Genomic DNA, 14793 nt, shown 5'->3' with positions numbered 1-14793 from the left:
TAGGAGCTGTTGTGAGTCACCAAGTAGCGCTGTCGTTCGAGGACGGTGTCACCCGCTTCATCACGTGCGAGCCGGACCAGACCGTCGCCGACGCCTCGTACCGGCAGCGGATCAACATCCCGCTCGACTGCCGTGACGGCGCCTGCGGCACCTGCAAGGCTCTCTGCGAATCCGGCGACTTCGACGGCGGTACCTACATCGACGACGCCCTCACCGACGACGAAGCGGCCCAAGGCTACGTGCTGCCCTGCAGCATGACCCCCAAGTCCGACCTCGTCCTCCGCATCGCCACCACCTCCGAGGTCGCCAAGACCGAGGCGGGCACCTTCGAAGCCACCATCACCGGCCTCGACCGGCTCTCGCCGACCACCGTCGCGCTCACCATCGAAACACCGCAGCGCGACGACCTCGCCTTCCTGCCCGGGCAGTACGTCAACATCGCCGTACCCGGCACCGACGAGACCCGCTCGTACTCGTTCAGCAACGGGCCCGACGAGAAGACCCTGACCTTCCTCATGAAACTCGCCCCCGGCGGCGTCATGTCGGACTACCTCACCGACCGCGCCGCTGTCGGCGACCCGCTCACCTTCACCGGCCCCCACGGCAGCTTCTTCCTCCGCGAAGCCGACCGGCCCGTGCTGCTGCTCGCAGGCGGCACCGGTCTCGCACCGATCCTGTCGATCGTGCGCACCATGGTCGCCACCGGATCCCAGCGCCCCGTGCACCTCGTCTACGGCGCCAGCACCGACGACGACGTCGTCGAACTCGACACCATCACCGCGCTCGCCGCCGAACTGCCGCAGCTGACCTGGGACTACGTCGTCTCCGACCCGAACAGCAGCGCGCCCAACAAGGGCTACGTGATGAGCCTGATCCGCGACGAACACCTCTACGGCGGCGACGTCGCCGTCTACCTGTGCGGCCCGCCGCCCATGGTCGAGGCCGTCCGCACCCACTTCACCGAACGCGGCATCGAACCCACCGGCATCTACTACGAGAAGTTCGCCGTCGCCGCCGCGCCCGACACCGCCGACGACACCGCCGGGGGCGCCACCGACGCCACGGACGACGGCGACGGGCACGACACCACCGCACCGGAGGCCACCATGGACAGCGTCGTCCTCGCCCTCGAACCGGAACCGCTCCTCGAAGTCGCATCCCTCGGTGCCGGCGAAGGCCGCCGCATCGCAGGCCAGGACACGTTCCTCGGCACCACCGCCGAACCGCTCGGCCCCGGGATCGCCGTCGCCCGTGCCGCCGACGACGAAGCCGACACCATGCGCGCCATCGCCCGTCAGCCCATCTGGCCCGCCGGCGGAGGGCAGCCGCTCGACCGCGATCCCGGCGCGGAACTCCTGCCCGCAGGAACCGCGCGCGCCATCGCCGGACAGGAGATGCACGCGGCCGACGAAGCGATGAGCCCCCTCGTCGCGACATCGGCCCCCACGGCACCCGATTCCACAGTGCCCGATCCGACTGCGCCCGATCCGACTGCGCCCGATCCGACTGCGCCCAGCCCCGCATCCCCGGCCGCCGCACGGGTCACGGCGACGGAGGACGGCTACGAGATCGGTGAGGAACACCCCTCGGTGCACGAGTCGGACGCCGTGTTCGACGCGCGGCAGGCGCTCGAACTCGGGGCCGTCGAACTCACCATCGGCAGGCTCGCCTCGCAGCAGCTGGCCGGATTCCGCCTGCTGGCCGAGGCGACGGTGCCCTATGTGGACGGTGACCGGTTCGTCGATGCGGCCGCCTACACGGAGACCAACGCCGCCTTCCACGACCACCTGTTCACCCTCACCGGCAACGACCACCTGCTGCAGGCCTACCGCGCACTCGGCGTCAAAGGCCACATGGACGAGGTGCTGCGCGAAGCGACCTGGTGCGACCCGCGGTGCACGCAGGACCACCTCGACATCGTCGAGGCGTTCGAGGCCGGTGACCGGCAGGCCGCACGGTCGCTCGTCGCCGAGCACGCCGCACGGTCGAAGGCCACCACCCGGCGTGCCATGAAGGACGCCCAGCACGCGAAGCGTCCCGCGTTCGTCTCACCCGGCCGGTTCGACGGCAAGGTCGTGGTCGTCACCGGCTCGGCCCAGGGCATCGGTGAACGCGCGGCCAGGCGGATCGGCGCGGAAGGCGGCCAGGTCGTCCTGGCCGACCGTTCCGACCTCGTCACCGGTGTCGCAGACGACGTCGTCGCGGCGGGCGGCCGCGCCCACGCCGTGCTCGCCGACCTGGAGTCCTACGAGGGCGCGCAGGCGGTGATCACTGCGGCCCTGGAGCGGTTCGGCCGCATCGACGTGCTGATCAACAACGTCGGCGGGGCGATGTGGTTCAAGCCCTACACCGAGTTCACCGCCGAGCAGATCCAGGCCGAGATCAACCGCTCGCTCATGACGACGCTGTGGTCGTGCCGCGCCGCGCTGCCGGAGATGGTGCGGCGCGGCGGGGGAACGGTCGTCAACGTCTCCTCCGTGGCCCGCCGCGGCATCCACCGCATCCCGTACTCGGCGGCGAAGGGCGGGATCAACGCGATCACCGAATCGCTCGCCATGGAGTACGCCGACGCCGGCATCCGGGTGGTGGCCACCGCGCCGGGCGGCACCGAAGCACCGCCCCGCCGGATCCCGCGTGGCGGGGACACCCCGCAGACCGACCAGGAGAAGGCCTGGTTCCAGGCACACATCGACCAGACCGTCGACTCCTCCCTGCTGAAGCGCTACGGCACCCTCGACGAACAGGCCGCCGTCATCGCGTTCCTCGCCTCGGACGAAGCCGCCTACGTCACCGGCACCGTCGTGCCCGTCGCCGGAGGCGATCAGGGCTGACCCCTCGCGGCGGCGGCCACCACGGCCGCCGCCGCGAGTCGAACACCGCGTCCGGCAGGGCGATCCCCGCCGGATCGGCACCGGAATCCTTCCTCCACGCCCGCCACAGCGGGCCGACGCGGTCCGTCGTCATGCCATGCGGCGCGCCGCAGTACTCCGATCCGCAGTGATCGACATCCCTTTCCTCTCCCCGGGAGCCTCAGAATGTCCGACTCCGACGCAACGAAGCGCCGGCGCACCGTCTTCTGGGTGGTCGCCCTGTCCGCGATCTCCCTGGTCTTCGACGGCTACGACCTGGTCGTGTACGGCACCGTCCTGCCCATCCTGCTCGACGACCCCAGTCACCTCGGCGCGATCAGCCCGCAGCAGGGCGGGGCGCTCGGCAGCTACGCCCTCGTCGGCGTGCTCGTCGGCGCGCTCGCCGCGGGTACGTTCGGCGACCTCGTCGGCCGCCGCCGCATCATGCTGCTCAACCTCGCGTGGTTCTCACTGGGCATGGCGTTCACCGCCATGACCACGAGCGTCATGCTGTTCGGCATCGGCCGGTTCTTCACGGGCATCGGGGTGGGTGCGCTCGTCGGCACCGTCGGCGCGATCGTCGCCGAGTTCGCCCCGGCCCACCAGCGCAACCGCCTCAACGCGATCGTCTACAGCGGCATCCCCGCGGGCGGCGTGCTCGCCTCCCTGCTGGCGTTGGCGCTCACCGACGTGATCGGCTGGCGCGGCCTGTTCTGGATCGGAGCCTTGCCGATCGTCACCGTGTTGCCGCTCGCGTTCATGAAACTGCCCGAATCGGCGCAGTGGCTCGCCTCGCGCGGCAGGCACGACCAGGCGCGAGTCGTGGCCGAGCGCAACGGCATCCAGCTGGTGCCGGAGACCGGTTCCACCGGAGGGCGGGTCGGATTCCCGGCTCTGGCCACCCGTGCGCTCGCGTGGCCGACCGTGCTGCTCGGCACGATGAGCTTCGCCGGACTCCTGCTCACGTACGGGCTCAACACGTGGCTGCCGGAGATCATGGGCGCCAGCGGCTACGGCGAGAGCTACTCGCTGGCGTTCCTGCTCGTGCTCAACGGCGGCGCGATCGTGGGCGGTCTGCTCGCGTCGGCGTGGGCCGACAGAACGGGTGCCAAACGCGTCGTCAGCACCACGTTCGTCCTCGCCGCGATCACGCTCGCGCTCCTGCCCCTCGACCTGCCGCTGCTCCTGCTCCTGGTCGCCGTGGCCGTCGCGGGCACGGGCACGATCGGCACCCAGGTGCTGATCTACGGCCTGGTGTCGAACTACTACCCGACACGGGCACGCGGCGCAGGCGTCGCCTGGTGTGCCGGGTTCGGAAGGCTCGGCGGCATCGGCGGGCCGGTCATCGGCGGACTGCTCGTGGGCGCCGGTCTCGGTGGCATGGCGGCGTTCTACATCTTCGCCGGCATCGCGCTCCTCGCCGCGCTCGTGACGCTGCTGGTTCCCCGTCCCGCCCACGAGGCGGTGGAGGCGATGGCCACCGTACAGGTGGGCCGGCCCGAACCGGTCTGAGCGGGTGAGACCCGTGAGACAACCTCGGCGGGGCCCGGCGGGCGTGCGCGCTCCCGGGCCCCGCGGCCGCGTGACGACACCGGATCGGAGGGGCGGTTCCGGACGTTCCGGCCGGTACAGTGCGGACGTGAGCGAAGAGGCCCCCGCCCTGGTCGGCCTGGCCCGCGCGCTGAACACGCTCGAGCGTGCGCTCGGCCGGGCCAACGCACGGGAAGCCGGCTTCGCGGTCGTCACCGGTGCCGCCGGGACCGGCAAGACCGCGCTCCTGTCGGCGCTCGCCGCCCGGCACCAGGGTCCCGTCCACCGCGGTTCCGGCGTGTCCTGGGAGACCGACCGCGCCTTCGGCGTCGCTGACCAGCTGGTGCGCGGCCTCGGCGCGACGCAGGGCATCGCCGACGTCGCCGCCCGCATCGCCGCGCTGGCCGACACCGACGCGCCGGCCGACACCGACGGTGACAGGGAGGCCGACGGCGAAGCCGGAACCGTCGGCACCGAGCCCGAGGAGTCCCCGAACGCGCAGGCCACTCAAGCGGCTTCGGACGACGAGACCGGCAGCGTCGACGTCGGCACCGCGACCCTGCTGATCGTCGACGACGCGCAGTGGGTCGACGAGGAGTCGCTCCGGGCGCTGGCCTCGGCGGTGCGGCACCACCCGACGTCGCGGTTGCTGATCGTCGCCGCGACGCGCAGCACCGACCGCGACGTGCTGCGGCAGGCGACCGCGACGGTCGTCCACCTGCCCGCACTCGGCGTCGGCGAGGTGGCCGACCTCGCCGACGCCCACGGCACCGTGCTGTCCCGGGCGATGGCCGAACAGCTGACGCGGCACACGTCCGGCGTCCCGGCGCACGTTGTGGACCTGCTCGCCGAGGTGCCCGCAGACACGTGGCGCCGCTTCGACCCGCAGCTGCCCGCGCCGGCAGCGGTCGCCAAGCGGGTGGCCGCCGCGCGGGAACGCTGCTCGGAACCCGCTCGCAGGCTCATCGACGCCGCAGCCGTGCTCGGCCAGGGCGCGTCCGTCCGGGACGTCGCGTTGCTGGCGGGCCTCGGCGACGGCCCGGGCGGGCTGCTCGACGTCGCCGACGAGGCGTGCGCCAGCGGGCTGGTACGCACCGGCCCGCGCGGGCTCACCGAACTCGGGCCCGCGGACCCTCTGGTGCGCGCGGCCGTGCTGGACACGCTCGGCCATGCCGCGGCCGCCGAACTGTGCACGCGGGCCGCCGACATCGTCGACGACCCGGTCCAGCGGACCCGGCTGCTCGTCGCGGCCACCCCGGTTCCCGACGCCGAGCTCGCCGACCGCCTCGACGCGCTGGCCGTCGACCACGCCGAGGAGGGCGCGTGGGCGGTCGCCGCGTCGTTGCTGAGCGACGCGGGCAGGCTCACCGAGGACCGGCTCGTCCGCGAACGCCGCATGACCCGCGCCGTCGACGCGCTGATCGGGGCGGGTGACGCCCTGGGTGCAGGCGCACTCGTCCCCGAGGTGGAAGGGCTGCGCGAGACTCCGCTGCGCAACGCGGTGCTCGGGTACCTCGCCGTCGTGCGGGGCAGGCCCGCCGAAGCGGAGGCGCGACTCGACCGCGCGTGGCGGCTGGTCAACCCCGACCGCGATTCCGCCGTCGCCGCGGTGATCGCGCAGCGATACGTCCTGCACTGCCTGTGCCGGTGCCGTTCCGAGGAACTCGTGACATGGGCGGACCGGGCGATCGCACTGGCGGGCGAGCACGACCCGACGACGGTCGAGGCCGAGGCGATCCGCGGGCTCGGCCTCGCGGGCACCGGCCGTGGTGACGAGGCGGCAGCCGCCTACTCCGAGCTGACCGACCGCGTGCCCTCGGGCGCGCAGTGGCAGCGGATCGTCATGGGACGCGGCTGGTTGGGGCTCGGCCGCGACGCCTTCGACGATGCGCGCACCGACCTCGAACTCGGCGTGCCCACCACCGTGCTGGGCGGATCCACCCGGGTGTCCCTGTGGGCGCGGGGTTGGCTGGCGCGGACCCAGTTCCTCACCGGCGAGTGGGACGAGGCACTGCGCACCGTGCACGCCGCGCAGGACGTGCTCGACCGTAGCGGCATCGCCGTCACCGGACCGTTGCTGCACTGGTCTGCGGTGGCCGTGCACGCGTTGCGCGGCGAGTGGGACGCGGTCGAGACAGTCTCCCGCCGTGTCGAGGCCGGCCCGCGCGACTACGAGATCATGCAGGCGCCGTCGTACCTGGCGCATGCTCTCGTGGCGGAAGTGAAGGCCGACGCGGCCGGCGTGCTGCGGGCGCTGCGGCCGTTGACGAAACCGTGGGCGCGCAGCTCTGTCGACGACGAGCCGGGCCGCTGGCCGTGGGCCGACATGTACGCACAAGCCCTCGTCGCAGCCGGCCGCGTCGACGAGGCCGACCCCTTCCTGCGCCCGCACGAGGAGCGCGCGGCCGCAAGCGGGCCCGCGTCGGCGCGTGCCCGACTCCGGGCCGCGCGCGGCAGGATCGCCGCCGCCCAGGGCGATCTCGGCGCGGCGCGGACCGCGTTCGGCGAGGCCCTCGAACTGCTCGAGGGCCTGCCCCTGCGTTACGACCGTGCCCGTATCGAGTTCGTTCACGGCCAGGTCCTGCGCCGTGCGGGCAAACGCAAGGAGGCCGACGAGGCGTTCACCGCCGCGCGCGAGGTGTTCGCGGCTCTCGGCGCGGTCACCTACGTCGAACGCTGCGACCGTGAGACCAAGGCGGGCGGTGTGCGGGTTCCCCGCAGTGAACGGGAGCCTGGCGAGCTGACCCCTCAGGAACAGGCCGTCTCCCGGCTCGTCGCGCAGGGCATGACGAACCGGGAGGTGGCCGCCGAGCTGTACCTGTCGACGAAGACGGTGCAGTTCCACCTCACCCGGGTCTACGGCAAGCTCGGTGTCCGCTCCCGGTCGGAACTGGCCGCACGGCTGGGCGCTGCGGAGTGACCGGGCGTCTCACGACGGTCGTCGCTCGGGGGTGATCGTGGCTCAGGGCGAGACGAACCGCTCGTGGATCCAGCCGTCGGCAGGGCCGGTGTGGCCGTCACCCGTGAAGTGCAGGTATACGCCGTCGGGACCGTTCGCGCGGTTGTAGTCCGTGCAGACCTGCCCGCCGGGCGGCACTGACATGAAGGCCTCGCCCGTGCCCGGGAATTCGAACACCGGAGCGGTCTCGGCCGTCCGGTTCCAGGCAGCGGCGCTGCCCGGGGCGCACGCGACCTGGTGCGGAGCGGCCGTCGTGCCGGCCGCGGGCACCGTGGCGGCGGCGGTGCCCGACAACGTGAGGGCAAGACCCGCGGCCGCGGCGGTGGCGGCGAAACGCATGACAGGGAAACGCATGAGTGTTCCTTTCCGAAGGTGTTCTGCAGTGCGTTTCCAGTAGTACTTTTCCGGCCGTGGGTCGACAACAAATTCGGAGTTAACGAGCGGGGAATGTGACCCGCTTTTCGCGGGTTCCGGATTTGTGGGTCGAACTGCCCTCACAGCGGCCGTCGGCCGGTGGGAGACTGGCTGCGTGGAGTGCATTCTCCTGGGGTTCCACCTGCGGCAGTGTGCCGCTCAGAGGTCGTATGAGCGGGGCCGTGTGAGCGGGCCGTGCGAGCGGAGTTGTGTGAGCGGGAATGCGTGAGCCGGGTCTCGGTGACCGAATTCCCCGGAATCGTCGTGGGTTTCGTTTCCGCTCGAGGCCTACCGGATTCTCGGCGCGGTGTGCGCGGTGTGCGAATTCAACGCCCGTTCCGCGTGAGGGAGGGTTGGCCTGTGGATCTGCCGCCCGGTTCGGGCGATCCGTCAGGTGAGCTTGTAACGAATCAGTACCCAGGCGAGAAATACGTTGCTGGAGATCTGGACGTCGAGGACCTCGACGGTGGGATCGGCCATGAATTCGTTGGCCTTCCGGTCCAGTTTCTCCGGGCTGCTCGAATAGAAGGTCTTGATCTTCATGGTGTGCAACGTAGCAGTGTCGTGCCGGCGTCAGGATGTCGAATCGAGCGCTGTTTCAAGTGCGCGGATGATCTGGGCGACGTGTCGTCGGGTGGCGGCTTCGGCCGCGGCGGTGTCGCCCGATTCCAGTGCGTCGAGTATTTCCGTGTGCTCGCCGAGGCTGGCCTCGGGACGTCCGGGCACGGTGATCGTCACGTTCCGGCCGAGTCGCAGCTGCGCGTCCAGTTGGTCCGCCACACCGAGCAGTCGTCGGTTCGGTGAGCTCCGCCAGATCGCCGTGTGAAACGCGCGGTCCAGCTCCGCGTACCGGGCGACGTCGCCGTCGGCGAGCGCGGACCGCTGCCCGTCGAGCAGTTCCCACAGCCGCGTGAGCAGCTCCGCGGGTCGGGTCCGCGCGGCGTCCCGCGCTGCGAGGGCGTCGACGGCCGAGCGCAGGTCGTAGATGTCCCGCATGTCGGCCGCGGTGAGCTCGGCGACGAAGTATCCGGCGTGCTGCCGGGCCACGAGGAAACCCTCGCGTTCGAGGACGGCCAGGGCCGCTTTGACGGGCGTCGGCGAGATACCGAGCCGCTCCGCGAACGGCCGCACCGTGACGCGCTGCCCGGGCAGCAGCTCCCGTTGCACCACGGCGTCCCGGACGGCGTCGTACGCCGCCTGGACGAGACTGCCCGCCGCGTCGCTCACCTACCGGCTCCCTCCCGGATCGGATCCGATCAGCCGGAGATCGGCGCCGGGATCGGCTCGGTCCTGCCCAGCATCGGGACGTCCAGTTCCACGGTCTCCGGGTACTTGATGCCCGCACCGGTGTTGAGGACGACGACCTCGTCGCCCTCCGCGACCTGGCCGCCCTCACGCAGTTGTTCGAGCGCGGCGAAGCACGCGGCACCCTCGGGGCAGATGAACGTGCCGTCCAGTTCGGTCAGCGTGCGCTGCGCGGCCAGGAGCTGCTCGTCGCTGACCGCGATCGCCGTTCCGTCCGTGGCGTAGACCGCGTCCAGCACGAGGAAATCGCCCAGTGCCTTCGGGACGGTGATGCCGAACGCGATCGTGCGCGCCTCCGCGGGTGGCTCGCTCTCCCGCGCGCCGCGGGCGAACGCGTCGACGATGGGTGCGCACCCCTCGGCCTGCACGGCGACGAGCCGCGGCAGCTTGTCGCCGATCCAGCCGAGCTCCTGCATCTCCAGGAGCGCCTTGTAGATGCCGATGATGCCGACCCCGCCGCCCGTGGGGTAGAGGATGACGTCGGGCATACGCCAGCCGAGCTGCTCGGCGATCTCGTAGCCCATCGTCTTCTTGCCTTCGAGGCGGTAGGGCTCCTTGAGTGTCGAGGTCTCCTGGTAACCGCCCCGCTCGGCGACCGCGGCCGCGACGAGCTTGCCCGCGTCGCCGATCAGCCCGTCCACCCGGTAGAGCTCCGCGCCGGCCGACAGGCATTCCTTCATCGTGATCGAGGGCGCGTCGTTCGGCATCGCGATGAGGCTCTTCATGCCGGCCCGCGCCGCGTAGAGCGCCCACGCCGCACCGGCGTTGCCGTTCGTGGGCATCGCGACACCGCGCACGCCCAGCTCCGCGGCCCGGGAGACGCCCACCGCCGCGCCGCGTGCCTTGAACGAGCCCGTCGGCACGAGCCCCTCGTCCTTCATCAGCAGGGTGGGCACGCCCGCGTGCTTGCCGAAGTTCGGGGTCGGCAGCAGCGGCGTCATGCCTTCGCCGAGTGTCACGACGTGCTCCGGCGAACGGACCGGCAACACCTCGTGATAGCGCCAGAGATCGGGTCTGCGCGCCGCGATGTCCTGCGGCGTCACGGTCTCGCGCACGCGGTCGAGGTCGTACCGCGCCAACAGCGGTGCACCCGCGACGGAGGTCCCCGCCACCCGGTCCGCGTCGACGCGCTCACCGGTACGGGAGCACTCGAGATGGCTGAGGGACGAGAACGACATGCCGCCTCCACGCAACGGGCCGAAGAATCCCGGTCAGTTTGGATCCAAAACAACCGGTCGTCAACGACGGCGACGAGGAATTACGTCGGCCGGCGGCGGTCGTGGCGGACGCAGGAGGGAAGGGCGCCGTGGGAGGACGGCGCAGTGGGAGAACGGCGCGGTGGGAGAACGCCGCCGCACGAGGACGCGTTCGCCGCCGGGCGGGACGTCACTCGCGCGGCGGCCGTGCCGAAGTGCAGAACACCCGTGCCGGAGTGCGGGACACGCGCATCCGAACGCAGGACACGCGGCGGTGTACGCCTCGGCGGCGGTGTGCGTTCCGATCAGGGACGGTCGACTCCCGAAGGGTCGACGGACGTCAGTTCCTGCGCCAGGCCGTGCGGCGGCGCTTGAGGTCGTAGACCAGGCCCGCGGCCACGGCGGCGGCGGTACCGATGAGCCAGAGGTTCTCGGTGTTGTTCTCGTGATTGCCGATGAGCATGATCAGCAGCGCGAACACGGTGAACCAGCCGGCGCCCTGCGTGGCCTTGGGGAACCCGCCGTGCCAGCCCCACTCGGCGGACGGCTCCTCGTGGGGGTCGACCCCGTTCGAGTAACTCACCTCGGTGCCGGTGCGCTTCTCGACCGCGTTGCCAGCCACGTTCACTCCTCCTGCGCTCGAACTCCTGCCTCGCAGGGATGATCCCACATGCCTGCCGTCGGGTCGCCGTCAGGAGTCCGAGACAATGGCCACGTGAACACCCCACGCAGCGTCCTCGTCCTCGGTTCCACCGGGTCGATCGGCACCCAGGCGATCGACATCGCGGAGCGTCATCCCGAACTGTTCCGAGTGGCCGGGATCGCCGCGGGCGGCTCCGATCCGAAGGTGCTGGCCGCGCAGGCCATCGAGCACCGCGTGAACTCCGTGGCGATCACGCGGGCCACGTCCGTCGAGGACCTGCAGCTCGCGCTGTACGCCGAAGCGCAGCGTCGCGGCTACTCCCGCGGTGAGTTCGCGCTGCCGCGGATCTTCGCGGGCGCCGACGCCGTGACCGAGCTCATCGACGCCGAGCGGGTCGACGTCGTGCTCAACGGCCTGCCCGGTTCGCAGGGGCTGCGGCCGACGCTCGCCGCCATCGAGACGGGCGCCTCGCTGGCACTGGCCAACAAGGAGTCGCTGATCGCGGGCGGTCCGCTCGTGCTCGGCGCCGCCGCCCCGGGGCAGCTCGTGCCCGTCGACTCGGAGCACTCGGCACTCGCCCAGGCCCTACGCGGCGGCAGGGCCGAGGAGGTCGATCGGCTCGTGCTCACCGCGTCCGGCGGCCCGTTCCGCGGCCGGACGCGGGCGGGAATGGCCGACGTCACGGTCGACGACGCCATGGCGCATCCCACATGGGCGATGGGCCCGCTCGTCACGATCAACTCGGCGACACTCGTCAACAAGGGTCTCGAACTGATCGAGGCGCACCTGCTGTTCGACATCCCGTGCGAGCGCATCGACGTCACGGTGCATCCGCAGTCGATCGTGCACTCGATGGTCACCTTCACCGACGGGTCGACGATCGCGCAGGCCAGCCCGCCCGACATGCGCCTGCCCATTGCACTGGCACTGCACTGGCCGGACCGGGTGCCGGGCGCCACGAGCCCGTGCCGGTGGGACACCGCAGCCCGGTGGACGTTCGAACCGCTGGACGACGAGGCGTTCCCCGCCGTGGAGCTGGCCCGCGAGGTCGGCGCCGCCGGTGGCTGCATGCCCGCCGTGTTCAACGCCGCCAACGAGGAACTGGTGGGAGCCTTCCTGGCCGGCAACGCCGGTTTCACGTCCATCGTGGACACTGTGAGTGCGGTGGTCGCCGCGGCCGACGAATGGCGCCGCGAACCCGTGGGCGTCGACGACGTCTTCGCCGCAGAGGAATGGGCACGTGCGCGTGCCCGCGAGGTCGGGGGACCGATGATCGGTAACGGAGGAAAGTAGCGGGTGCTCGTCTACATCCTGGGGGTCGTGGCCTTCGCGCTCGGCATCTGTATCTCGGTGGCGTTGCACGAGGCCGGCCACATGGTCGCCGCCAAGTCCTTCGGGATGAAGGTGCGGCGCTACTTCGTGGGCTTCGGCCCGACGGTGTTCTCGTTCCGCCGCGGCGAGACGGAGTACGGCCTCAAGTGGCTGCCCTTCGGCGGCTTCTGCGACATCGCGGGCATGACCGCGCTCGACGAGGTCACCGACGACGAGCGGCCGCGCGCGATGTACCGGTTCAAGACGTGGAAGCGCACGGTCGTCATGGCGGCCGGGTCGTTCACCCACTTCGTCCTGGGCTTCGTCGTGCTGTACCTGATGGCGGCCACGATGGGCCTGCCGAACCTGTTCGGCACGCCGGAGATCTCGCAGGTGTCGCCCTGTGTGCAGGACGCGCGCACGAACCAGCAGTACACGAACCCGTCCTGCGAGCCCGGCGCCCCCGCACCTGCCCGCGACGGCGGGATCCGTCACGGCGACGTGATCGTCTCGGTGAACGGCGAGGAGACCCGGACCTACAGCGACGTCGTCGCCGAGGTGCAGAACCTGTCCGGTCCGACGGACTTCCGGGTCGAACGCGACGGCGAGGTCATCCCGCTGACCGTCGACGTGGAGCAGGTCACACGCCCGGTGGCCGACCCGGACAACCCCGAGGCCAGGAAGCTCGTCGACATCGGGTCGATCGGCGTCACGTTCACGAACCGCTGGGAGTACGACGCCGTCGGGGCGATCGGCGGCACGGCCTCGTTCACCGGCGACCTCGTGGTGGAGACGTGGAACCGCCTGCTCGAACTGCCCGAACGGGTACCCGCCGTCGTCGAGTCGATCTTCGGTGCGGAACGGGATCCGAACACGCCGATCAGTGTGGTCGGTGCCAGCCGGATCGGCGGGGAGGCCGCACAGGAAGGCCTGTGGGAGCTGTTCTTCTTCCTGCTGGCCAGCCTCAACTTCTTCGTCGGCATCTTCAACCTGTTGCCGTTGCTGCCGCTCGACGGCGGTCACATCGCCGTGACCTGGTACGAACGCGTCCGCGACTTCCTGCGCAAACTGCGTGGCAAGTCGGCCGCCGGGCCGGTGGACTACACGAAACTCAACGCCGTGACGATGGTCATCATCGTCGTCGGCGGGGCGTTCGTGCTGCTCACCATCACCGCCGACATCGTCAACCCGATCACCATCACCGACTAGCCCGGCCCCGCGGCGTCCGTACCGGCGCCGCGGGGCGCCCGCGACCCCCGTGACCCCGCGGCCGGCGTGCGCAGCGGCCCTCGGCGGGGCAGGCCCGATGAGCACGCGGGTATCGTGGGAGCGAACGCGTTCGCCGACTTTGCAGAGGAATCGATGACCGTCGACCTTGGTCTGCCCGGCACACCACCCCCCGTACTGGCCGAACGGCGTAAGACCCGGCAACTGCAGGTCGGACCCGTCGGCGTCGGCAGTGAGCACCCGATCTCGGTGCAGTCGATGACCACGACGAACACCGCGGACATCAACTCCACGCTGCAGCAGATCGCCGAGTTGACCGCGTCGGGCTGCGACATCGTGCGCGTCGCGTGCCCGAGCGCCGACGACGCCGAGGCGCTGCCCGCGATCGCGCAGAAGTCGAAGATCCCGGTGATCGCCGACATCCACTTCCAGCCGAAGTACGTGTTCGCCGCGATCGAGGCCGGTTGCGCGGGAGTGCGCGTGAACCCGGGCAACATCCGCAAGTTCGACGACCAGGTCAAGGAGATCGCCCAGGCGGCGAAGGACCACGGCACGCCGATCCGCATCGGAGTCAACGCCGGGTCGCTCGACAAGCGGCTGATGGAGAAGCACGGCAAGGCGACGCCCGAAGCGCTCGCCGAGTCGGCGCTGTGGGAGGCCTCGCTGTTCGCCGAGCACGACTTCCACGACCTGAAGATCTCCGTCAAGCACAACGACCCGGTCGTCATGGTGCGTGCCTACGAGATCCTCGCCGAACAGTGCGACTACCCGCTGCACCTCGGCGTCACCGAGGCCGGACCCGCGTTCCAGGGCACGATCAAGTCGGCGGTCGCGTTCGGCACGCTGCTGCGGCAGGGCATCGGCGACACGATCCGCGTCTCACTGTCGGCGCCGCCGGTCGAGGAGATCAAGGTCGGTACGCAGATCCTGCAGTCGCTCAACCTGCGCCCCCGCAAGCTCGAGATCGTCTCGTGCCCGTCGTGCGGACGCGCGCAGGTCGACGTCTACAAGCTCGCCGACGAGGTAACCGCGGGCCTGGAGGGCATGGAGGTGCCGCTACGCGTGGCCGTCATGGGTTGCGTCGTCAACGGTCCTGGCGAGGCGCGGGAGGCCGACCTCGGCGTCGCGTCGGGCAACGGCAAAGGCCAGATCTTCGTCAAGGGCGAGGTCGTCAAGACCGTGCCCGAGGCGCAGATCGTCGAGACCCTCATCGAGGAGGCCATGCGCATCGCCGAGGAGAACGGCGACGTCGATGGGTCCGGGGAGCCGGTCGTCACCGTGGGCTGACCCGCGGCCCGCTGGTGAGCGGGCAGATCGGGGCACTGGTGACCGTCGCCCGCTTCTGCCACGCTCGGCGAT

11 protein-coding genes are annotated in these 14793 nt (G+C 71.0%); 6 read left to right on the top strand and 5 right to left on the bottom strand.

Annotated elements, in window-relative coordinates; all coding sequences use genetic code 11:
• Positions 1–11: 11 nt before the first annotated feature.
• From benC to FHS23_RS15455, 3 genes are all read left to right on the top strand, one after another.
• On the top strand, positions 12–2831 hold the full coding sequence (gene benC / locus FHS23_RS23610; protein WP_343053970.1) for a benzoate 1,2-dioxygenase electron transfer component BenC: 2820 nt from the start codon (positions 12–14) through the stop codon (positions 2829–2831).
• A 204-nt stretch (positions 2832–3035) separates the two neighbouring features.
• A complete protein-coding gene (locus FHS23_RS15460) occupies positions 3036–4361 on the top strand; it encodes an MFS transporter (RefSeq protein WP_183655370.1) in 1326 nt (441 codons plus the stop codon).
• A gap of 127 nt (positions 4362–4488) precedes the next feature.
• Positions 4489–7299 carry a helix-turn-helix transcriptional regulator gene (locus FHS23_RS15455; RefSeq protein WP_343053969.1) on the top strand — a complete coding sequence of 937 codons (2811 nt, stop codon included), beginning with the start codon at positions 4489–4491 and terminating at the stop codon, positions 7297–7299.
• A gap of 42 nt (positions 7300–7341) precedes the next feature.
• Here the strand turns inward: FHS23_RS15455 and FHS23_RS15450 are convergent, their stop codons facing one another.
• The 5 genes from FHS23_RS15450 to FHS23_RS15430 form a co-directional block, all read right to left on the bottom strand.
• Positions 7342–7692 (bottom strand): hypothetical protein, encoded by a 351-nt coding sequence (locus tag FHS23_RS15450; protein WP_183655367.1) that lies wholly within the window; start codon positions 7690–7692, stop codon positions 7342–7344.
• Positions 7693–8142: 450 nt separating this feature from the next.
• Complete coding sequence (locus FHS23_RS15445) at positions 8143–8295, bottom strand: hypothetical protein (protein ID WP_183655364.1); 153 nt, start codon at positions 8293–8295, stop codon at positions 8143–8145.
• A 30-nt stretch (positions 8296–8325) separates the two neighbouring features.
• A complete protein-coding gene (locus tag FHS23_RS23775; protein WP_183655361.1) occupies positions 8326–8979 on the bottom strand; it encodes an FCD domain-containing protein in 654 nt (217 codons plus the stop codon).
• A gap of 29 nt (positions 8980–9008) precedes the next feature.
• Positions 9009–10235, bottom strand: coding sequence for a threonine synthase (locus FHS23_RS15435; RefSeq protein WP_183655359.1), 1227 nt, complete (start codon positions 10233–10235; stop codon positions 9009–9011).
• A 358-nt stretch (positions 10236–10593) separates the two neighbouring features.
• Positions 10594–10875: a DUF2631 domain-containing protein gene (locus FHS23_RS15430; RefSeq protein WP_183655356.1), complete on the bottom strand. Its 282-nt coding sequence runs from the start codon at positions 10873–10875 to the stop codon at positions 10594–10596.
• 93 nt (positions 10876–10968) lie between these two features.
• Between FHS23_RS15430 and dxr the strand changes: the two genes are divergently transcribed.
• From dxr to ispG, 3 genes are all read left to right on the top strand, one after another.
• Positions 10969–12189, top strand: a complete 1221-nt coding sequence (dxr, locus tag FHS23_RS15425; RefSeq protein ID WP_343053968.1) for a 1-deoxy-D-xylulose-5-phosphate reductoisomerase — start codon at positions 10969–10971, stop codon at positions 12187–12189.
• 3 nt (positions 12190–12192) lie between these two features.
• Positions 12193–13416: a site-2 protease family protein gene (locus FHS23_RS15420; RefSeq protein ID WP_183655350.1), complete on the top strand. Its 1224-nt coding sequence runs from the start codon at positions 12193–12195 to the stop codon at positions 13414–13416.
• A 153-nt stretch (positions 13417–13569) separates the two neighbouring features.
• Positions 13570–14721 (top strand): flavodoxin-dependent (E)-4-hydroxy-3-methylbut-2-enyl-diphosphate synthase, encoded by a 1152-nt coding sequence (gene ispG, locus FHS23_RS15415; RefSeq protein WP_183655347.1) that lies wholly within the window; start codon positions 13570–13572, stop codon positions 14719–14721.
• Positions 14722–14793: the final 72 nt, after the last annotated feature.

The organism is Prauserella isguenensis, from assembly GCF_014191605.1.
Classification (GTDB): Bacteria; Actinomycetota; Actinomycetes; order Mycobacteriales; family Pseudonocardiaceae; genus Prauserella; species Prauserella isguenensis.
Note: the sequence above shows the minus strand (reverse complement) of the source record. Positions and strands in the feature narration are given on the sequence as shown.

What these genes read in the sequence shown, in the direction of transcription:
- FHS23_RS15460 (WP_183655370.1), top strand. Translation starts at nt 3,036, where the DNA reads ATGTCCGACTCCGACGCAACGAAGCGCCGGCGCACCGTCTTCTGGGTG.
- FHS23_RS15450 (WP_183655367.1), bottom strand. Translation starts at nt 7,692, where the DNA reads ATGCGTTTCCCTGTCATGCGTTTCGCCGCCACCGCCGCGGCCGCGGGT.
- FHS23_RS15445 (WP_183655364.1), bottom strand. Translation starts at nt 8,295, where the DNA reads ATGAAGATCAAGACCTTCTATTCGAGCAGCCCGGAGAAACTGGACCGG.
- FHS23_RS15435 (WP_183655359.1), bottom strand. Translation starts at nt 10,235, where the DNA reads ATGTCGTTCTCGTCCCTCAGCCATCTCGAGTGCTCCCGTACCGGTGAG.
- ispG (WP_183655347.1), top strand. Translation starts at nt 13,570, where the DNA reads ATGACCGTCGACCTTGGTCTGCCCGGCACACCACCCCCCGTACTGGCC.